General features: G+C 68.0%; 18 protein-coding genes. 9 read left to right on the top strand and 9 right to left on the bottom strand.

The window, feature by feature from the left end; translation table 11 throughout:
* The first annotated feature begins 389 nt into the window (after positions 1-389).
* On the top strand, positions 390-1064 hold the full coding sequence (locus ACTQ49_RS06340; protein ID WP_441827002.1) for a hypothetical protein: 675 nt from the start codon (positions 390-392) through the stop codon (positions 1062-1064).
* A gap of 86 nt (positions 1065-1150) precedes the next feature.
* On the opposite strand, the gene ACTQ49_RS06345 is transcribed toward ACTQ49_RS06340, so the two are convergent.
* Positions 1151-2551 (bottom strand): Nramp family divalent metal transporter, encoded by a 1401-nt coding sequence (locus ACTQ49_RS06345; RefSeq protein ID WP_441827003.1) that lies wholly within the window; start codon positions 2549-2551, stop codon positions 1151-1153.
* A gap of 132 nt (positions 2552-2683) precedes the next feature.
* On the opposite strand from ACTQ49_RS06345, the gene ACTQ49_RS06350 reads away from it, so the two are divergent.
* Positions 2684-3361, top strand: a complete 678-nt coding sequence (locus ACTQ49_RS06350) for an FMN-binding negative transcriptional regulator (RefSeq protein WP_441827004.1) — start codon at positions 2684-2686, stop codon at positions 3359-3361.
* An 18-nt stretch (positions 3362-3379) separates the two neighbouring features.
* On the opposite strand, the gene ACTQ49_RS06355 is transcribed toward ACTQ49_RS06350, so the two are convergent.
* Together ACTQ49_RS06355 and pheA are read right to left on the bottom strand one after the other, a co-directional pair.
* Positions 3380-3838, bottom strand: a complete 459-nt coding sequence (locus tag ACTQ49_RS06355; RefSeq protein WP_441827005.1) for an SRPBCC family protein — start codon at positions 3836-3838, stop codon at positions 3380-3382.
* Positions 3835-4758, bottom strand: a complete 924-nt coding sequence (pheA, locus tag ACTQ49_RS06360; RefSeq protein WP_441827006.1) for a prephenate dehydratase — start codon at positions 4756-4758, stop codon at positions 3835-3837. Before pheA ends, ACTQ49_RS06355 begins: the two co-directional genes overlap by 4 nt.
* A gap of 154 nt (positions 4759-4912) precedes the next feature.
* Between pheA and ACTQ49_RS06365 the strand changes: the two genes are divergently transcribed.
* Complete coding sequence (locus ACTQ49_RS06365; RefSeq protein WP_441827007.1) at positions 4913-5581, top strand: DUF5134 domain-containing protein; 669 nt, start codon at positions 4913-4915, stop codon at positions 5579-5581.
* A gap of 18 nt (positions 5582-5599) precedes the next feature.
* Here the strand turns inward: ACTQ49_RS06365 and ACTQ49_RS06370 are convergent, their stop codons facing one another.
* From ACTQ49_RS06370 to ACTQ49_RS06380, 3 genes are all read right to left on the bottom strand, one after another.
* The gene (locus tag ACTQ49_RS06370; protein WP_441827008.1) at positions 5600-6463 is read right to left on the bottom strand and encodes an Fpg/Nei family DNA glycosylase; all 864 of its coding nucleotides are present in this window, start codon (positions 6461-6463) and stop codon (positions 5600-5602) included.
* Positions 6456-7268, bottom strand: a complete 813-nt coding sequence (gene aat, locus ACTQ49_RS06375) for a leucyl/phenylalanyl-tRNA--protein transferase (RefSeq protein ID WP_420176684.1) — start codon at positions 7266-7268, stop codon at positions 6456-6458. The genes ACTQ49_RS06370 and aat overlap by 8 nt, the downstream gene beginning before the upstream one ends.
* A gap of 167 nt (positions 7269-7435) precedes the next feature.
* Positions 7436-8722, bottom strand: coding sequence for a citrate synthase (locus ACTQ49_RS06380; RefSeq protein ID WP_441827009.1), 1287 nt, complete (start codon positions 8720-8722; stop codon positions 7436-7438).
* 195 nt (positions 8723-8917) lie between these two features.
* Between ACTQ49_RS06380 and ACTQ49_RS06385 the strand changes: the two genes are divergently transcribed.
* Complete coding sequence (locus ACTQ49_RS06385) at positions 8918-9592, top strand: EcsC family protein (protein WP_441827010.1); 675 nt, start codon at positions 8918-8920, stop codon at positions 9590-9592.
* Positions 9593-9794: 202 nt separating this feature from the next.
* Here the strand turns inward: ACTQ49_RS06385 and alr are convergent, their stop codons facing one another.
* Positions 9795-10919, bottom strand: coding sequence for an alanine racemase (gene alr / locus ACTQ49_RS06390; protein ID WP_441827011.1), 1125 nt, complete (start codon positions 10917-10919; stop codon positions 9795-9797).
* 249 nt (positions 10920-11168) lie between these two features.
* Here alr and ACTQ49_RS06395 point away from each other — a divergent pair, with 249 nt between their 5' ends.
* The 4 genes from ACTQ49_RS06395 (at position 11169) to ACTQ49_RS06410 (ending at position 15277) form a co-directional block, all read left to right on the top strand.
* Positions 11169-11819, top strand: coding sequence for a LuxR C-terminal-related transcriptional regulator (locus tag ACTQ49_RS06395; protein WP_441827012.1), 651 nt, complete (start codon positions 11169-11171; stop codon positions 11817-11819).
* Between the two features lie 130 nt (positions 11820-11949).
* Complete coding sequence (hemG, locus tag ACTQ49_RS06400) at positions 11950-13359, top strand: protoporphyrinogen oxidase (RefSeq protein ID WP_441827013.1); 1410 nt, start codon at positions 11950-11952, stop codon at positions 13357-13359.
* Positions 13356-14621, top strand: coding sequence for a TIGR04053 family radical SAM/SPASM domain-containing protein (locus tag ACTQ49_RS06405; RefSeq protein ID WP_441827014.1), 1266 nt, complete (start codon positions 13356-13358; stop codon positions 14619-14621). The genes hemG and ACTQ49_RS06405 overlap by 4 nt, the downstream gene beginning before the upstream one ends.
* 56 nt (positions 14622-14677) lie before the next feature.
* A complete protein-coding gene (locus ACTQ49_RS06410) occupies positions 14678-15277 on the top strand; it encodes an HAD-IA family hydrolase (RefSeq protein WP_441827015.1) in 600 nt (199 codons plus the stop codon).
* Positions 15278-15310: 33 nt separating this feature from the next.
* Here the strand turns inward: ACTQ49_RS06410 and ACTQ49_RS06415 are convergent, their stop codons facing one another.
* Both ACTQ49_RS06415 and galK read right to left on the bottom strand, forming a co-directional pair.
* A complete protein-coding gene (locus ACTQ49_RS06415; RefSeq protein WP_441827016.1) occupies positions 15311-16678 on the bottom strand; it encodes a UTP--glucose-1-phosphate uridylyltransferase in 1368 nt (455 codons plus the stop codon).
* A 25-nt stretch (positions 16679-16703) separates the two neighbouring features.
* Positions 16704-17915 carry a galactokinase gene (gene galK, locus ACTQ49_RS06420; RefSeq protein WP_441827017.1) on the bottom strand — a complete coding sequence of 404 codons (1212 nt, stop codon included), beginning with the start codon at positions 17913-17915 and terminating at the stop codon, positions 16704-16706.
* 214 nt (positions 17916-18129) lie between these two features.
* On the opposite strand from galK, the gene ACTQ49_RS06425 reads away from it, so the two are divergent.
* Positions 18130-20271, top strand: a complete 2142-nt coding sequence (locus tag ACTQ49_RS06425) for an alpha-galactosidase (protein WP_441827018.1) — start codon at positions 18130-18132, stop codon at positions 20269-20271.
* Positions 20272-20372: the final 101 nt, after the last annotated feature.

Genomic DNA, 20372 nt, shown 5'->3' on the forward strand with positions numbered 1-20372 from the left:
CGGCCCGAGTCTGACCACCGACGGGGTGGGTGACGCCTGCACGCGCTTCACCCACCCCGACAGCTGTCGTGTTCTCGTCGATACGTCCGTGACGCTGGAAGAGCCGCCCCCTGGGCGCTGGACACCCCCATCAACTCCGCACGTCCAGAACCCCCGGGCACCCGCTGCAACACGCGCCCCAAGAAATCCCACGTGCCCAGTGGCGCTGGGGCCCACCTCTGGCCCCATCCCGTGGAGCCGCTCCCGGAGCATCCTCGGCATCCCGTCGGCAACCCGATGCTCCGACCCCCGTGACAACTGCACATCTGGTGAGAACTCCGCCACGAATCCCGCGCCCTCTGCCACGGGTGCGCAACAATTGAACAATCAGCCAGCCCCGAGGAGTCATCGTGACACCGACGTCCCGAACCGAGAATCCCGCCAGCGACCTGGCCCAGCGCATCGGCGAGGTCATCCGACCTGCAGCGGCCGCACGACTCGCCTGGACCAGTGACCGGATCCAGCAGCTGCGCCGCGTCATCCAGAACGCCCACGTACCCAACGCGTCGGGGCAGAAGCTCCTCACCGCCCACCACGAGGTGGCCATCGACGGCCAGCGCGCCGAACGTACTGCCACGACCACCCTCGTCGTGGAAGCCACCGCCGACGATGTGCGTGGCTGGTCCATCTCCGTCGACGCGGACCAGAAGCACGCCACCGCGGAAGCGCTGCATGGCGCCACGCTCGGCCGGACCATTCCCGTCGACGACGGCGCCCAGGTCCACGAATTCCTCTTCGACCCTCCGCTCAAGAACGGCGAGGTGCGCCGCACACAACAGCGAATCACCTTCCACGGCACCGACGAGTGCACCACCATGGGCTACGCGCTCAGCCGTCCTGCGCAGCTGCTCACGCTGACCGTGCACTTCGAGGGCGAGCTGCCCCGACGGATCAAGCAGCCGGTCAAGACCGCCCAGGAGGACGCCTCGACGAAGGACGTCAAGGAACTGGACGTGGCCCAGACCGTCGAGGTGGTGCTCTCCAACCCGAAGGCCGGGGTGCACGCCCTGGAATGGGAGTGGTGATCCCTCCGCTCTGCCCACGCTGACCTGAACGAGGTGGCCGCCCGGAATCTCCCGGGCGGCCATGTCATTCCTTGGGGTAGGGGATCTCAGAACATGTCCAGAAGGGAGATTGCACCCACCGCGAAGACCGCCACGGCCGAGACCACCAGATAGGCCATGAAGAACCTCCCGTCCTTGATCCGGGGGTCGGTCTGGGCGTGCGAGAGGTAGAGCGTCGCCACGGCCACAGCCATCAGGTACAGGGCATTGAGGATGCCACCCAGGATCACCATCTGCAGCGGTGACTGAACCACCACTGCGAGGAGCCCCCAGATGATGGGCAGGAAGACCATCAGGAAACGCATCGCCTTGTCACGCGCGCCCCTGTCGTACCAGTCGAAGGCCCCGAAGAGTGAGGCCGCTGCCGCCGTCTGTCGGCTCAGGCTCGGCACATTGGCCAGGATCGTCTTGAACAATGCGATGGCAGCGAAGACCAGGAAGACTGCACCAGCCCAGCCCCCGATGGTGTCGTCAAAGATCCGTGAGAGCACCTTGAGCACCTCATTGCCCTTCGGCTCCAGGCCCTGGGGATGCAGCACCGCGGCACCCAGCATGTAGAAGGCCATGGTCGACAGGGTGTAGACCACCCAGCTCACCCAAGCGTCCTTCTTCATGACGGCCACCCACCCGCGGGCTCGTCGAGCCCATTCTTCCGAGCCGTCATTCGGCCCGGTCCAGGCGGCATACCCCTTCTCGACGCACCAGAAGGAGTAGGAGCTGATCTCCCCCGCGCCAACTCCCGTCAAACCGAACATGCCCAGGGCGATGCCCATCGTTCCGGCTGCGATCTTGAAGTGCATCCCGTCGGCCAGGTCCGTGCCACTCCACGCGAAAGGGGTGAGCTGGATGCCAAAGACCATCATGACAACGGCCGCGGTGACCAGGACGACCAATACCGTGGACACAGTCTCAACGATGCTGTAACGGTTGGTGAAGTGGATCGCGATGGCGATCGCCACCATCAGAACCACCCAGAATCCGACGGACATGGCAGACATGGGCGCCCCGGCCACCGGGATCAGCATCGACATGGCAAGTCCCGCTGCTGCCAGCACTCCCGCTTGGCTGGTGAGGAACTGCAGGAACATCAGGATCGCCAAGTAGCTCATCCAACCTCGTCTTCCGATGCGCGGCGGCACATCGTCGTAGCCCAGGGTGCCGGGGCGTCCCGTCGAGATGGACCACCGCGCCAGCTCGATCTGCACGGCGACCTTCACGAAGGTGGAGACCAGAACCAACCACAACAGGAGGAAGCCGACCTTGGCCCCCAGAGCTGTTGCGGTCAGGAGTTCGCCGGAGCCCACGACAGCGGCCGACGTGATCATGCCCGGGCCCAGGAATCTCAGGCTCGGACCCCAGCCAACCGGTGGCTCCTGGATCTTGGCGGGGTCGAGGACATAGGGATCGCCCTGCTCCTCGGTATTGGCGCCGACTGGCTCTTGGGCCATGGCGTTCTCCTGTGAACGTCGGGATGGGGTCGCTCCAAGCTATCCCCGCAATTCCGCGATCCGATGCACTTGGCAGGTTTTTCAGAAGCACCGCTCCGGCCGCGGCCTGCCACCCCGCCTACGCTGGAGCCCATGTACGTCCCCAACCACTTCCGCCTGTCCGACGAGCACGCCCGACGTCTGCTGGCGACGCCCCGCGTCGGAAACCTCATCACGGTGCACGACGACGGACCGGACGCCACCCTCGTGCCCTTCTTCCACGACGAACGGCGCAATGTGCTGGTCACGCATCTGGTGCGCAACAACCCGCAGGCGGCGCTGGAGGTGAACGGCCCCGCGATGGTCGTCTTCGACGAGGCCGATGCCTATGTCTCCCCGCGGTGGTATGCGACGAATGACAAGCTGCCCAATGTGCCCACCTGGGACTACATCACGGTGCACGTGTGGGGACCGATGCGCGTCGACGCGAGCCCCGAGGCCGCGCTGGCCGCCGCTCGCCAGCTCACGGAGCGGTTCGAGGATGAGGACGTGCTGGGCCCGGTAGGCGAGGAGAAGCTGCTGCGGATGGCCCGGGCCATCGTGCGGGTGGAGGTGGGCGTCGACCGCATCGAGGCGAAGGCGAAGATGAGCCAGAACCGTCATCCCGATGATGTCCGGAGTCTGATCGAGGCGCTGCAGGACCAGGGTGAAACCACGATGGTGGACTTCCTGCGCACCGTGAGCCTTCCCCACGCGGAACAGCGCCATGCGATGATCTCGGAGCTGCGCGGCGGTCAGGCCGTGGACGTGCGGCTGAACCCCGCCGACTGAGCCATGGCCGGCCCGGTCTCAGGCGTTGGCCTCGCACCAGCGTTTGAAGGCCTCCATCGAAGCCTGGGTGTTGGCGCGGAAGGCGGCCTGGCCCTGTTCGCCCAGCCCCTCGAGCATCCCGGGCGGCAGGTGGAAGACGTGGTCCGCGGTCCAGCGGGTGCCGCCGTGGGGCAGGTCGTCGCTGACAGGAAGGTCGGTGAAGCTGTTCTGGTTCAAATTGCGCACCGGGCCCAGCAGGTAGACCACGTCGTAGCGGGCGTCATCCCGGAACTCGACCTTCTCGATCATCTCGCCGCTGCCCGGGACACCCTCGAAGTGCAACTCGCTGACCGATCCCGGCTGGCCGCGTTCGCCCTGAACTGCTCGGTAGCTGACCAGCCCGGCCATCCATTCGGCGGCGCGGTCACCGTCGGTCATCAGCTCGATCACCCGGGCTCGCGGCGCGTGGATGTCCACCACGCAGCTGTACTGCATCATGCTTCGTCCCTTCCACTGGTGCGCAGCCGATCCAGCCACTCGGCCGCCGCGGCATAGGCCTCGTCGGTGGCGCTGGCGGGCACCCGGGTCTTCACCCGATCAGCACGGGCATAGGAGCCCAGGAAGACAACCCGCTTGCAGACCCGGTGCAGACCGGAAAGCGCCTCGCCCATCCGGGCATCCAGGACGTGACCTTCGGCGTCGATCGAGAAGCAGTACTGCCCCAGGGTGGTCTTGGTGGGACGCGACTCGATGCGGCTCAGGTTCACGCCGCGGCCAGTGAACTGGTCCAGGATCTCCTGCAGCGAACCGGGGTGGTCCTCCTGCATGTAGGCCACCAGCGTGGTCTTGTCTGCTCCGGTGGGGGCCGACGGGGCACTCTGCTTGGCCACCAGTACGAAGCGGGTCACGGCCGCGTCGTTGTCAGCGATGCCGGTGGCCACCGCTTCCAGCCCGTACATCTCCCCGGCGACGAGGGCACAGATCGCCGCATCGTGACGCGACTCGGGATTCGAGACCTCCAGCGCGCCCGCGGCGGTGGAACCCCCCTCGGTCATCACTTGGGCCTGCGGGACATTGGCGGCGATCCAGTCGCGGGTCTGGTTGTAGGCGTGGGGATGGGTGACGATGCTGCGAATCTGGTCGATGGACGTCCCCGGTCGCACGAACAGCCCGAACTGCACCGGGAGCAGCACCTCGCGCACGATCATCAGACGATCCCCGGAGGCCAGGTTGTCGAGCGTCGCCGAGACCCCGCCCTCCATGGAGTTCTCGATCGGGACGACGACGGCCTCCACCTCACCGGCACGCACCGCGTCGAGGGCGGCCGCCACCGTGGCGAAGGGACGGGCCTCGTCGCTGCTGATCGTGAGCAGCGCCTGATGGGTGAAGGTTCCGGCCGGGCCGAAGTATCCGAGCATGCAGGCGAGTCTAGGTCTCCGGCCCCCACGATCCGGTGGTGCTTGCACGGTGGACGAAACATTCGGCGAAAGTTCCCGGCACGCTCGGGAACCATTTGGGTTGCTCGGGCGACTGGTGCTGTGACATCCCAACCACGAGCATGGAGAACCCCATATGTTCACCCTCACAGCCGTCCCGGTGAAGTTCATCGGACTGTTGCTGCTGTTCACCTTCACCACCGCCTACGAGCTCCTGCAGACCGGCCGGGCCCGCAAGGCGATCCCGCGCACCTCGCACGGGCTGCACCTGGCGATGAGCGTGATCATGCTGCTGATGGTGCCCAAGAGCTGGTGGGTTCCCTTCCGCACGGTGGTGCCGGTGCCGATCTCGATCGCCGTGATGGCGCTGGGCGTGCTGTGGTTCGCATGGCTGGCGGTGCGCGCCGAAGCCGGGCAGCGCTCCCACGCGGTGGGCTGTGCCCTCATGTTCAGCGCGATGGTGTGGCACCTGGTGGCGATGATGGTGAAGATGCACAACATGAAGGCCATGCAGATGGCACCCATGTCGTCGAGCCAGCACACGATGAACCACGGCGCACCGCCCATGAACCACGGCGCCATGGCCACCGGGAGCGGCTCGACGCTGTGGTGGCTGGCCGTGATCGGCATCCCCCTGATGGCCTGGCTGCTGTGGGCCAGCTGGCGCGGTGCCGCGATGGCGGTGACCGAACCGGGCCACCGGCTGGCCGGCCTGAACGCCTTCGCCATGAACTTCGGCATGTTCTGGATGAGCACGGGACTGCTGGTGCCCATCCTGCCCTTCTTCAAGTACCTGGCCTTCTGACGAGCCCGGCGGGCCTGGCTACTTGAGCAGTTTGCTCATCCGACGATCCGCGAGCACCTTGCCGCCGGTCTGGCAGCCCGGGCAGTACTGCAGCGACGAGTCGGCGAAGCTCACCTGGGCGATCGTCGTGCCGCAGACCTCGCAGGGCTCGCCCGCGCGGCCATGCACCCGCAGGTTGCTGCGCTTGTCGTCCTTGAGGTCCTTGGCCGCCAGGCCGACGGCACGCTCGACCGCGTCGGTGAGCGTGCCGCGCAGGGCCGTGTAGAGCACGTCACGCTCGTCGCCGTCCAGGCCGGCGACGGGTCTGAAGGGGCTCAGGCGGGCTGCGTGCAGGATCTCGTCCGAGTAGGCATTGCCGATTCCCGCGATGGTGCGCTGGTCGCGCAGCACACCCTTGACTTGTGCCTTGCCCGCGGCATCCAGGATGGCGTCGAAGGACTGCCGCGTGAAGTCGGCTGCCAGCGGGTCTGGCCCCAAGGAGGCGATGGCCGGCACCTGCTGCGGGTCGGTGACCACGTGGATCGCCAGCTTGCGTTGGGTCCCGGCCTCGGTGAGGTCGAAACCGGCATCGTCGTCCAGCCCCACCCGCAGGCTCAGTGGCCCCTTGCCCGGGCGCACCGGACGGGTGGGCAGGGCCTCGTGCCACTTCACCCAGCCGGCCCGGGCCAGGTGGAAGCACAGGTGCAGTCCTTGCGCCTGGACGGCCAGGAACTTCCCGTGCCTGGCCACCCCGTCGATCTCGAGGCCCAGCAGCGCATCCAGCGGCGGATCGTAGGTCTTGAGGGCGCTGAAGGCCAGCAGCTCCACCCGGGCGAAGACCCGCCCACGCAGCCGCTCGTCCAGGAAGCCGCGCAGGGCTTCCACCTCGGGCAGTTCAGGCATCGTCGTCTCCTCCATCCCAGTGGGCCCACTCGTCCAGCTCGCCCCACTCGTCGCGCTCACCCCACGGTGTGGCGGTGGCCTGTCGCTCGGCGAACAGCTCCAGCAGCTGCGGCCCCGGCAGCGCGTCGCCAAGCCCCGGCGCGCCCCAGTCGAGCGGCGGGCAGTCGAGGGCCTGGTCGAGCAGGCTCAGGTACCCCACCCGTTCCAGCTCGACGACGCCCAGGCTGGCCAGGTGATCGGTGCGCCACTGGACGTCGAGCACCCGATTGGCGACGCCATCGCACAGCGCCGTGACCAAGCGCAGCAGTGCCACCTTGGAGGCGTCGCGGCCCAGGACGGGATCGTGGAACATGGACTCACCGGCGAACAGCCCACGGATCGCGACGCCGTAGAGCCCTCCGACGAGGTTGCCGTCGGCATCCCAGGTTTCCACCGAATGGGCGAAGCCTCGTTGGTGCAGCCGGGTGTAGACGCGACGGATGTCGTCGTCGATCCAGCCGTGCGGCCGCTGCGGATCAGCACAGCCCTCCAACACCTCGTCGAAGGCGGCATCCACCGTGGTCACGTAACGCTTCGCGCTCTTGCGCAGGCTCCGGCTGGCCTTGACCCGCGACAGCGGCAACACACCGCGCTGCATCGGCGACCACCAGCCCATCTCCCCCTCGAAGCCCGATTCGTGCAGGGGCATGGGGAACAGACCGGAGCAGTACGCCTGCAACGCCAATTCCTCGTCGAACTCAGTCGAGAAGGCGATCAGGTCCTGATCCGGCCATTGCGTCCAGGGACCGAAGACGTGGGCCAGCACGTCTCCGAGTGTGGCACTCGGCTGTGACAATTTCGCGTCGCGTGCCACGGGGCCCGGCAGCCGCGTGGGTTTGCGGGCTTCGCGTGGGTTGCAACCCGAGCGGAAGCCCAGAACCCGAGCGGAACCCCAGAACCCGAGCGGAACCCCAGAACCCGAGCGGCTGCACCTCAGCGCGCCTCGCGCGGCACCCACTCCACCAGTTCGGGGCCGACGTAGACCTGACGCGGCCGGTAGATGCGGCCCGCCGGATCCTCGTTGACCTCCTTCCAGTTGGCGATCCACCCCGGCATCCGGCCGATCGCGAACATCACCGTGTACATGTTCAGCGGGATGCCGATGGCGCGCAGCAGGATCCCGGAGTAGAAGTCCACATTCGGGTACAGCTTGCGCTCGACGAAGTAGTCGTCGTTGAGGGCGACCTCCTCCAGCTCCAGCGCGATGTCCAACAGGGGATCGTGCACGCCCTGGGCCTGCAGCAGGTCGTCGACGGCGGTCTTGAGGATCCGGGAACGAGGATCGAAGTTGCGGTAGACGCGGTGCCCGAAGCCCTGCAGCTTGATGCCCGAGGTCTTGTCCTTGACCTGGGCCACGTATTCGGCCGTGCTCATCCCCGAACGGTGCAACTGCTGCAGCATCTGGACTGCCGCCATGTTGGCCCCTCCGTGCCGCGGGCCCCACAGCGCCGCGACGCCCGCGGAGCAGGCGGTGTAGAGGTTCGCCTGCGAGCTGGCCACCATCCGCACCGTCGAGGTGGAGCAGTTCTGCTCGTGGTCGGCGTGGAGCACGAAGAACAGGTTGAGCGCCCGCTGCACCTCGGGGGTGGGCTCGTAGAGCTTGTAGGGCAGGGAGAACATCATGTGCAGCAGGTTCTCGACGTACTTCAGGTCATGCCGCGGGTAGATCAGCGGCTCGCCCTTGTGCGACTTGTAGGAGGCGGCCGCGATGGTGCGCACCTTGCTCATCAGGTGGGCGGCGGCGTGCAGGAAGCTCTCCTCGTCGGTGATCTTGGGACGCGTGTGGGTGCTCATCGCGTTGATCATCGAATTCATGATGGCCATCGGGTGGCCACTCTCGTGGAAGGCCTCGAAGTGCTTGCCCATGTCCGGGTGCAAGGCCGAGGACTGCATCAGCAGGTCGGAGAAGTGGTCACGTTCCGTCTGGGTGGGCAGGTGCCCGAAGATCACCAGCCAGGCGGTCTCCACGAAGGAGGACTTGTTCTGCGCCAACTGTTCGATCGGGACGCCGCGGTAGCGCAGGATGCCCTGCTCGCCGTCGATGAAGCTGATGGCCGAACAGCAGGAGCCCGTGTTGCCGTAGCCGTCGTCCAGGGTGATCAGGCCGGTCTGGGCGCGCAGCCGACTGATGTCGATGGCGCGTTCGCCCATGCTGCCGGTGACCACGGGAAGTTCGTGACTGACACCGTCGACGACCAAGGTGATGGTCTGCTGGTCCATTTCTCCTACCTTCCGTAGTGGATTACCCCATCGTCGGCCCTCCGTCCGGGATTCGGGCACACGGTCCGCATGGTGGCCGCAAGGTCGGGGCTTTGCGCCCACCGCGAATGCGGGTGCAATCAGGGGGCCGCACGCTGGGGAGAGGCCGCGGGCTCGACTACCGTGGATCCGACGGCAACACGAAGGAGTCACCCCATGGGCGCAGCAAGGGACATCGGCAAGAACATTCTGGCGCAGGCACCGAATCTGGCGCCCGGCGCTTCCGCGATGGTGCTGCGCAAGGCGCTCGAGCTCGCCATCGACGGCGTGGGCCGCGTCCCCGGCGCCAAGTCGACCGCCGCCAATGCCCTGCAGAAGTCCGGCTCGGCCGAGATGGCCATCGATGCCGTCATCAAGCAGCATGTGGCGATGGCCGGCGCCCAGGGCTTCCTCACCAATCTGGGCGGACTGGCGACGCTGGCCGTGAGCATCCCCGCCAATGTCTCGGGCGTGGCCATCGTCCAGTGCCGCATGGTGGCGGCCATCGCCCACCTGCGCGGTTACGACATCGAGGATCCGCGGGTGCGCAGCGCGATCCTGATGTGCCTGCTGGGCGAGTCGAATGCCAAGGGTGCAGTACAGCGTCAGGAACTGCCCAGCTCCGCACTGGCCATCGCCACCGCACCCGTCCATGACCCCGAGCTGGACAACACGATCAGCGAGAAGGTGCTCTCCAACCTGATGGGTCAGGTGGGCGGCAAGCGTGTCAGCGTGCTCGCGAGCAAGCGGATCCCCGTGGTCGGTGGCGGAGTGGGTGCCGCCACCGACGGCTGGTCCACCTGGACCACCGGATCCTTTGCCAAGACCCAGTTCATCAACCGTCGACGCTGAGCCCGTCTGAGGGGCGGGCGGGGCCCTACGCCGCGTGGGATTCTGACCCTCGCGTGGGTCTGGTCTCCTCGCGTGGATTTCTGACCCTCGCGTGGGTCTGGTCTCCTCGCGACGGTTGCACCACACGCGGGACCACCAAACCCACGCGACGGCCGGTAACCCACGCCCACGCGCCCTCGGAGCAGCACCACGCGCCCTCGGATCAGTGCTCCGAATACACCCGCGTCACCCGAGCGCTGACCAGGCAGGTGACCTCATAGCTGATGGTCTCCATCCGCTCGGCCAGCTCGTCGGCGGTGATGACCTGCCCTCCCTGTCTCCCGAGCAGCACCACCTCGTCGCCAGCGCGGACACCTGCGCCGTCGGGCCCCAGGTCCACCATCAACTGGTCCATGCACACCCTGCCGACCACCGGGCAGCTGCGCCCACCCACCAGAACCCTTCCACCATTGGAATTGCGACGGCTGTAGCCATCCGCATAGCCGACGGGGACCGTCACCAACCAGGTGTCCTGATCGGCAGCCCAGGTTCGGCCATAGCCCACGGTTTCCCCTGCCCGGATCCTTTTTACGAAGGAGACGCGGCTGACCAGGGACATGGCTGGCTCGAGCGGAACCACCCTGGGCGTGCTCGCGTCGGGATAGTAGCCGTAGGCCATGATCCCCGGGCGCACCATCGTCATCCCCCTCAGGTCATGGCCCAGGATGGCGCCCGACGGAGCACCGTGCACCAGCGGGACCGGTCCTCGAGCGGACTGCACGGTGTCCACCACGTCCAGGAAACGGTCGAACTCCGCACGGGTGTAGTCCTGCCCGTCAGCCATGTCGCTGACCGGCGGGTGGGTGAAGATCCCCTCCAGCACCAGGTTGGGGCTGGAATCGATCAGGGTCACGAGGTTCAGGACGTCCTCCGGCTCCGTCCCGATCCGTCGCATGCCCGTGTCCACCTTGAGATGCACCGGCGTGGGGACCTCGGCCTGGGCCGCGGCCTCGTGGGCCTGGCGGACCGTGGCCTCGTCGACGACGGTCAGCGTCGCCCCGGCCCGGACCGCATCGGGAAGCTCTTGCGGAAAACAGTGCGAGAGCTTGAGGATCGGCAGGGTGATGCCCGCGGCCCGCAGCTGGAGAACCTCCGGCACCGTGGCAACCGCCAGCCGGTCTGCACAGCCCGTGCGCTGGACCATCTGCGCCACCGCCACAGCGCCGTGCCCATAGGCATTGGCCTTGACGGCGACGGCAATTTCGCGGTCCCCGGCCAGCCGTCGAACCGCCTCCAGATTGCGACGGATGGCGGAGAGGTTGACCGGAGCATGGGTGGCGTACAGCACCCGACCATCATCCCACCGGCCCCCCGCGTCGGCACGCGCATTCCACGTGCCCCGCCCACCAGGCTCCACACCCGATCGCACCGCCGGAATCCACTGCACCCGAACGCGATGGACGATGAATTGGAGTGGATTCCCAACATTCCATTAACTCATTTGACAATGACGAAGACCTCGCCCCTACGGGTGAACCGCGCAAAACGAATGCGGATTCGGTGAATTCACTACCGGATTCCTGTGATAATCACCCGAGTGAGTACTCCACTGAAGGTCACCCTCGTCAACGACTACGAGATCGTGCTGGCAGGCATCCGGGAGATGCTCACCCCGCACGCTGACCGGGTACAGATCGTCGACGCCGGCGAGACACCCCTGGACCAAGTGGACATCGTGCTGCACGACACCTATGGCCAGGACCTGCAGTCCTGGCGTGTGGCGCGTCGCAGCTCGACCGCCGGGCACGCCCCCAAAGTGGTCCTGTTCACGTGGAACTGCTCGCCCGAACTGACCCGGCTGGCCCTCTCACACGGCGTCGATGCCGTCATCTCCAAGACGCTCGACGCCCCACAGCTGGTGGAACACCTGGAACGCGTGGCCGCCGGAGAACGAGGAGCGTGCCCCGCCTGCGAACAGCAGACCGACGTTGAGGCCTCCAGCCCACAGGCCAGCTCCTGGCCGGGCCGCCCGCTGGGCCTTTCCATGCGAGAAGCCGAGATGATCACCCTGATCTCCCAGGGACTCACCAATGTCGAGATCGCCGAGCACACGGACCTGAGCCCCAATTCCGTGAAGTCCTACATCCGCTCCGCCTACCGGAAGATCGGGGTGACGCAACGCAGTCAGGCGGTGGCCTGGGGCATCGACCACGGGATGGTCCCTGACCGGGCCAGCGCCACGCACTGAGCCCGCCTCGCAGCCCATCGCCACACCCCACGAGGCGCCCCCATCTTCCAGCCACCCCCGGCCGAATATGCACGGTCCACTCCGGGTAGAGTCGCCAGCATCAGACCAGAGGCGGGACGAGGAGGTGGCAATGGTGGCTGCACGTCGCGTCGTGGTCGTCGGAGCCGGGGTCACCGGGTTGGTGGCCGCACGGGAACTGGCCAAGGACGAGTCGCTCGAGGTCATCTGCCTCGAGGCCTCTGACCGGGTCGGTGGGCAGCTGAACACCATCGAGGTGGACGGTGCCCACGTCGATGTCGGGGCCGAGGCCATCCACCTGGGGGCTCCCCACGTCGCTGCTCTGGTCCGCGAACTGGGACTGGATGCCGACGTCATCGGTGCCGCACCCGGCAGCTCCGTGCTGGCCACGCGCAAGGGCCTGCGCCCACTGCCCGCCGGCGTGGGACCGACGGGCCCCACCAAGATCCTTCCCGTGCTGAAGTCCGGCATCCTGAGCCCGCTCGGCCTGATCCGCGCAGGTCTGGAGCCCCTGATGGCACGCCGTCGATTCCCGGATGACATGGGGGTTGGCGAGTTCACCGCCCGCCGCTTCGGCCGCGAGGTGACCGACACCTTCGTCGATCCACTGCTCGGAAACCTGCACGGTGGCGACATCCGCCACCTCTCCCTGCAGTCCACCGCCGCCCAGCTCACCGCCACGGCCGCCGAAGGGCAGTCGATGCTGCTGAAGACGCTCAAACCCGCCAAGGGCGCGGCCCCGGCCCCCTCCGGGAGTGTCCTGCCGATGTTCGCCTCCTGGCCGGAGGGACTGTCCACCTTCACCCGTGCACTGGCCACCCAGACCAAGGCCACCATCCGGACCGGCTGCCCGGCCACAGGGCTCACCCACGTCGGTTCCCAGTGGCAGGTTCACCTGGCCGACGGCGAGACCGTCACCGCTGACCACGTCCTGGTCACCACGCCCTCGGCGGCCAGTGCCGCGCTACTGCGCGGAAGCTGCCCGGAGGCGGTGGAACTCTACGAAGGTGTCCCCACGGCATCCGTCGCCACCGTGCTGCTGGGATGGGAACGCGATGACGTCGCCAACAATCCGACACTGCGCGATGCCAACGGCATCCTGCTGCCCAGCAACCGGGCGCGCACCTTCAAGGCCGCCACGAATCTGACCCGCAAGTGGCCCACCCTGACCAGCCGCCACCACCTGCTGCGCGCCTCCGTCGGCCGCGACGGCAACAGCCTGGCCGATGACCTCAGCGACGACCAGCTCACCAGCCGCGTCGCCGCCGAGCTCGGTGAACTGATCGGGCTCACGGCGGCTCCCCAGGTGCGCGCCGTGCACCGCTGGCCCCACTCCATGCCCCAGCTCCGCCCCGGCCACAAGGCCAGGGTGGCCCGCGCCCGAGCGGCCCTGGCCACCTTGGGCGGAATCACGATTGCAGGCTGCAGCGTCGACGGCTTGGGCATCGGCTCCACCGTCGCCTCCGGCCAGCGCGCCGCCCGCGACATCCTCTCCGCAATGAAGGACACGAACGAACTGTGACCACCACCGCAGACCACACGGACCAGATCGGGCAGGACCCGCACGGCGACGACCAGGGCACCCGACGCCACCACGCCCCCGTCGTGCGAACCATCCGCCACGACATCAACACCAAGCCCTTCATCGTCATCTGGGAGACCACCCGCGCCTGCCAGCTGGTGTGCAAGCACTGCCGCGCCGACGCCCAGCACCGCGCCCACCCCGACCAGCTCACCACCGAGCAGGGCAAGGCCCTGTTGGACGACCTAGCCGCCTACCCGGCGCCCCGCCCCATCGTCGTCTTCACCGGCGGCGACGCCTTCGAGCGCGACGACCTCGCCGAACTGTGCCGCTACGGCACGGAGCAGGGCCTGTCGATCTCGCTGTCCCCGTCGATCACCCCGCTGGTGACCCCCGAACGCCTCCACGAGATGCGCGAGGCCGGCGGCAAGGCCATCTCGCTGAGCCTGGACGGCGCCACCGCCGAGACCCACGACTCCTTCCGCGGCTTCCCCGGCACCTTCGACGCCTCGCTGCAGGCGGCCCAGTGGATGCTGGCCGAGGGCTTCCGGCTCCAGGTGAACTCCGTCTTCACCAAGAAGACCATCCGCGAGGCCCCGCTGATGCTGAAGACCGTCCTCGAGATGGGCGCCTTCATGTGGTACACCTTCATGCTCGTCCCCACCGGCCGCGGCGCCGACCTGCAGGCGCTCAGCCCCGACGAGCGCGAAGACGTCCTCAACTGGCTGCACGACATCAGCGACCGGATCGCCATCAAGACCACCGAGGCCCCCCAGTACCGTCGCATCGCCATCCAGCGTGAGCAGGCCCGCGAGCACGGCGTCCCGATCCCCGACCAGGTGGCGCACCGCGGGGAGCTCTACGAATACCTCACGGCGGAGACCACCCGCCTGTTGGGCGACCACGCCGAGAAGCCCCGCCGCCCGCGCGCCCCGATGGCCGTCAACTCCGGCTCCGGCTTCGCCTTCATCGACCACCTGGGCGATGTCTACCCCAATGGCTTCCTGCCAGTGCACTGCGGCAATGTGAAGCAGCTGCCCTTCCACGAGATCTACCAGGACTCGCCGGTCTTCCAGGCGCTGCGCCGGCCCGACGAGTTCAAGGGCAAGTGCGGCGTGTGCGAGTTCAACAAGCTGTGCGGCGGCTCCCGCTCCACGGCCTACGCCACCACCGGGGACTACCTTGCCAGCGACCCCACCTGCGCCTACACGCCTCCGGCCTGGAGCGAGCAGATCGAGGCGACGCCCCGCCACATGGGGTGAGCCCCGCGCCCGGACCCGCCATTGATCCTCATGCGCTGACTACCTAGGCTCTCGGCATGCAGAAGATCATCGTGGATCTGGGCGGGGTGCTGGTCTCGGAGACGACGCAGGTGCGCGACGCCGCCAAGGCCCTTGGCGTCGCCCCGCACGAGATCACGCGCCGCTACTGGTCGGAGCGTGATGCGTGGGACCGCGGCGATGACGATCTGGCGTACTGGGGCGCGGTCGCAGAGGGAGCCGGTGTCACCATCACCGCCGCGATCGCCGACCAGCTGGCCAGGCACGACTCACGCCTGTGGACCACACTTCGCCCGGACGCCTTCCGACTGCTCGTCGACCTGGCCGATCAAGGACGCGAAGTCTGGGTGCTGAGCAATGCCGCCGCCTGCTTCAACCGGGCGATCGCCGAGTCCGAGTGGAGCGAGCTGGTCCGCGGCTGGTTCGTCTCCGGCGCGTTGGGCATGGTCAAGCCTGACGACGAGATCTACCGTCACGTCGAGGATGCCCTGGGAGTTGCCGGGGAGGAGCTGGCCTTCGTCGATGATCGTCCCGAGAACGTCGCCGCAGCCCGGGAGCGCGGCTGGACCACCCACCTGTGGGAGTCGGACGTAGAGACCAGGAAGTGGCTGGTGGGGTTGGGCGTGTTGGAGGGTTGAGCACGTCGCGTGGCACGACAAGGGCTGACGCCCTCACGCCAGGACGGTGCCATCCTCGATCATCCGCGGCTCGGCGGCGCTGACCTGCACGTCGCCGACCACCTGGACGTCGCGACCGAAGCTCACCTCACCGTTGACACGCAGCGAGGTCGCCTGGCGCAGCCCCAGCGGATGCGGCACCAGCCGGGAGAAGTCCTGCACCAGCTTGTAGTGGCCGTCCAACTCCACCCGGGGCGTCTCGGCCCGGGCCTGCAGCAGCCCGTCCTCGTCCAGCTCGTAGAGGTCGCTGCGAAGCAGCAACAGCTCGTTGGTGGTCTTCACCGGCAGGAAGCGCTCCCGCCCGACGCAGATCGCGGTCGCTCCCTCGAAGACCTCGATGGCCGCGCCCATGGCGCTCTCCATCTGGTAGACCTTCGGCGAGTCCGGCCTGGTGGGGTCCACATTCTTCTCGTTGCGGATCAGCGGCAGGCCCAGCACCCCGTCGCGCTGCGCCATCTCCCGGTGCAGCACCCGAAGGTCTACCCACAGGTTGTTGGTGTGGAAGTAGGGGTGGTGATCGGTGTCGGTGAAGAAGTGCATCTGTTCGGGCAGGGTCTGCGCGGTGTCCCGCAGGATCAACTGCCCGTCGCTGCGACGGGCCGCCAGGTGTCCACCCTTGCGGTCATTGACGGTGCGGCGGCACAGTTCGGCGGCGTAGGGTGCGCCCGAGGCGGCAAACCAGCCCGCCATCGTCGCGTCGGGGCTGGCGCCGAGGTTGTCACCATTGGTCACCATCATGCGTTCGAACCCGGCCTGCAGCAACTGCTCCAGGATGCCGCTGCCGTAGAGGGCCGTGTAGACGTCGCCGTGGCCCGGCGGGCACCACTCCAGCGACGGGTCCTCGGGCCACTCCACCGGCGTCAGGTCGTCGACGCGCAGCTTCGGTTCCTGGTTCTGCACGAAGGCCAAGGGCAGACCGTCGACGGCCAGCTCGGGGTACTCGGCCAGCGACTCGAGGGTGTCGTCGTGGGTGCGGAAGGAGTTCATGAACAGCAGCGGCAGCCGCACACCGTGCTTGGCGCGGGCCGCCAGCACCTGCTGGACGATGATGTCCAGGAAGGTCTTGCCGTCGCGCACCTCCAGCAGGTTCTTGGCCTTGTCCAGGCCCATCGAGGTGCCCAGCCCGCCGTTGAGCTTGACCACGACGGTGCGGTCGAGGGCCTCGCGGGCCTGCTCGGGATCCACCTCCAGGTCGGCCAGCTTCACCGGCTCGGCCATCGGTTCGATGGTCTCCTCCGCAATGAAGCCGGCGGCACCCTGCTCCAGCCGCGCGTACTGGTCCTGGAAGGTGCGGATCGCGGCCGGCATAACGCCCGCCGCCTCCATCTTGGCCACTGCCTGCTGCAGTCCTGTCGTGCTCATCGTCGTCTCCTGTCGGTGGGGCGGGTCAGGCCATCCGCTGGCCCGGTGCGGCCGCGGTCGCAAGGTGGAGCTGCGGTTCGGGGGTGCCGTGCTGCTGGGCGGCGGCCGCCATCGCCTGGCCGATCTGGTCGGCCTGGTCGGCGCGCACCAGCGCGATCACGCTGCCGCCGAAGCCTCCGCCGGTGATCCGAGAGCCCAGCGCCCCGGCGGCCAGAGCTGCGTCCACCAGCACGTCGGTCTCCTTCACGCTGACCTCGTAGTCGTCGCGCAGCGAGGCGTGCGAGGCGCTCAGCAGTTCGCCGGCCTCCTCGAAACGTTCCGCGCGCAGCGCTGCGACGAAGTCCTGCACGCGCCAAGTCTCGGTGAGCACGTGACGCACACGACGCCGCAGCACGTCTTCTGGCAGCGTGGCGAGCACCTCGTCCAGCTGGGACGGATCCGTGGCATCGGCGGTCTCGCGAAGGCTCTTCACACCCAGCAGTTCGGCGGCCTGTTCACAGTGGGCGCGACGGGCCCCGTACTGGCCGTCGCCCAGCGCGTGGCTGGCGCGGCTGTCGGCCACCAGCAGGCACAGGCCGTGGGCGGACATGTCGAAGCCGATGTGCTCGACGGTGTTCGCGGCGCAGTCCAGCAGCAGTGCGTGGCCGTCCTGGGTGCGCAGCGATGCGGCCTGGTCGAGCCCCCCGGTGGGGGCGCCGGCCACCTCGTTCTCGGCGCGCACGCACAGCGCGGCCAGCTGGGCCCGATCCTCGGGGTTATCCCCCAGCGGCCGGTCCGCGAGCTCGGCCGCGGCCAACCCCACGGCACATTCGATGGCTGCCGACGACGACAGGCCCGCCCCCACCGGCACGCACGAGGCGATGGCCAGGTCGAGCCCTGGAACCTCGACGCCGTCCTGGCGCAGCGCCCACACCGGACCGCCTGCGTAGGCGGCCCAGCCGTAGAGGCCACCGGGTGCGAGGTCATCAAGACTTCCGTTCCACGGCTGGTCGGCCTGGAAGTCGGTGACCATCCGCACCTGCCGGTCGTCGCGACGCCGCGCCGCCACATAGGTGCGATGCGGCAGGGCGATCGGCAGGCAGTATCCACCGTTGTAGTCGATGTGTTCACCGATGACGTTCACGCGGCCCGGCGAGGCCCACACACCGTCGGGCGCCTGGCCGTAGGTGGCGGTGAACAGTTCGGTGGCGCGGGCGATCCCCTCGTCGGCGCTCCAGGCGGTGTCAAGGTCCAACATCTGGTCTCCGGTCTGTGTGGCCGAGGCACAACTGGATGTGTTCCGGCTCTGGTGCAGTCTGCACGCGTGTAGTCACGATTGAACCACCTACCCCTTGGCCGGGCTGGCTTGGGGCCTTGCGGGCATCGGTGGCCGTGTGCCTAGACTAGAGCATATTAGTTTTGTTTCGACATTAAGTTGTCGCCATCTGCACCAGCATCCAATGGAGGACGCCATGCCTGCACCCACCCAACGTCTGCGCGTAGCGCTCCAGGCCAACCAGACCAGCCTGGTGCTCGAGTCCAGCGACGGGCAGTTGCCTGCCGTCGTGCACTGGGGTGCACCGATCGGCCCCCTGTCCGCCGACGACATCGACCAGCTCATCACCGCCCAGCAACACGGCCGCATCCACAACGGACTGCCCGATGAGGGCTACCGCCTCAGCGTCCTGCCCGAGCAGTGGACCGGATGGCACGGCCACCCGGGGCTCAGCGGATCACGCCAGGGCCGCGACTGGGCACCCCGCTTCCAGCTGACCAGCGTCGAGGTGGACGGCAACCTGGTGAGCGACCTGCACACCGGCAGCTCGGGCACCTCCACCTGGCGCGCCAGCGCCCCCGAGTGCGGGCTGGAGCTCGAAATGGTCATCGAGCTGACCGACCAGGGCCTGGTGCGCACCCGGGCAACGCTGACCAACATCGGTGAGGACGGCTACCAGCTGGAGCAACTGCTCCTGGCCCTGCCGGTGCCCACCCGCGCCACCGAGGTGCTCGACTTCGCCGGACGCTGGGGCAAGGAACGCGTCCCCCAGCGCACCACCCTGCCGGTGGGCACCCACTGGCGTGAGGGGCGTCACGGCCGCACCGGCGCCGACTCCGCACACGTGCTCCACTTGGGAGAAGCGGGATTCGACTTTGCCACCGGAGAGGTGTGGAGCATCCACACGGCGTGGAGCGGCAACCACGTCCACTACGCCGAGAAGACCCTCACCGGTGACCAGGTGATCGGCGGCGGCGAGCTGCTGCTGCCCGGTGAGATGGTCCTCGACCATGGCGAGGCCTACACCAGCCCGTGGATCGTGCTCGCCCACGGCACCGGCCTGGACCAGATCGCCCACGCCCACCACGACTTCCTGCGCGCCACCCACCCGGTGGATGCCCAGCGACCCGTCACCCTCAATGTCTGGGAGGCCGTCTACTTCGACCACGATGCCGACCGACTGCGCAACCTGGCCCACCTGGCCCACGACGTCGGCATCGAGCGCTTCGTGCTCGACGACGGCTGGTTCGGCTCCCGCCGCGACGACCATTCCGGCCTGGGCGACTGGGTGGTGAGCCCCGACGTATGGCCCGACGGCCTGCACCCGCTGGTCGACGAGGTCACCGGGCTGGGCATGCAGTTCGGCCTGTGGTTCGAGCCCGAGATGGTCAATCCCGATTCCGACCTGGCGCGCGAGCACCCCGAGTGGGTCTTCCAGGTGCCCGGACGGATGCCGCTGACCGCTCGCCACCAATGGGTGCTCAACATCGGCATCCCAGAGGCCTATGCCCACGTCCGAGACCAGATGATGGCGATGCTCGACGAGTACCGGATCAGCTACATCAAGTGGGACCACAACCGAGACCTGCTCGATCCGGGCACCCATCCCGGTGGCCGCCCCGGTGTGCACGCGCAGACCGAGGCCTTCTACCGCCTCGTGGACGAGCTGAAGGCCGCACATCCCGGCCTCGAGATCGAGTCGTGCAGCTCGGGCGGTGCCCGCATCGACCTGGAGGTCATGCAGCACTGCGACCGCGTCTGGGTGAGCGACAACATCGACCCCACCGACCGCCAGCAGATGATGCGCTGGACCACCCAGTTGCTGCCCCCCGAGATGCTCGGCTCCCACATCGCCTCGGGCGCCTCGCACACCACGGGTCGCCACCACGACATCTCCTACCGCGCCGCGACGGCCGTCTTCGGCCACCTGGGAGTCGAATGGGACTTGGCGAAGGCCAGCGACGAGGAGATCGGCCAGCTCAGGGCCTGGATCGCCTGGTACAAGCAGAACCGGGCCCTGCTCAATGGTGGCCAGCTGGTGCGCGTCGACCTGCCCCAGCAGCCGAGCGCCTTCCTGCACGGGGTCACCACCCCGGAGCGTGCCGTCTTCGCCTTCACGCTGCTGGAGATGCCGGGCACCTGGAACATCGGCAACATCCAGCTGCCCGGCCTCGAGCCCGACGCGCGCTACCGCGTCGAGCATCTCGGCCTGACCGTGGGCGACCGGGAGGAGCCCACGCCCCTGGAGCTCACGGGGCGGCAGCTGGCCACCGTGGGCCTGCGCGCGCCGGCAATCCTCCCGGAGCGCACGCGCATCATCACCGCCGAACGTCTCTGAGCCCGCTGCGGGGGTGGACCCAAAACCGCCCCCGCACGAACTCAGGCAAGCTTCTTGACCTGCAGTTATTTTCGCGGCAAAATCAATTACGCCGTCACAGC

Origin of the sequence: Luteococcus sp. Sow4_B9 (assembly GCF_052116585.1) — a bacterium.
Classification (GTDB): domain Bacteria; phylum Actinomycetota; class Actinomycetes; order Propionibacteriales; family Propionibacteriaceae; genus Luteococcus.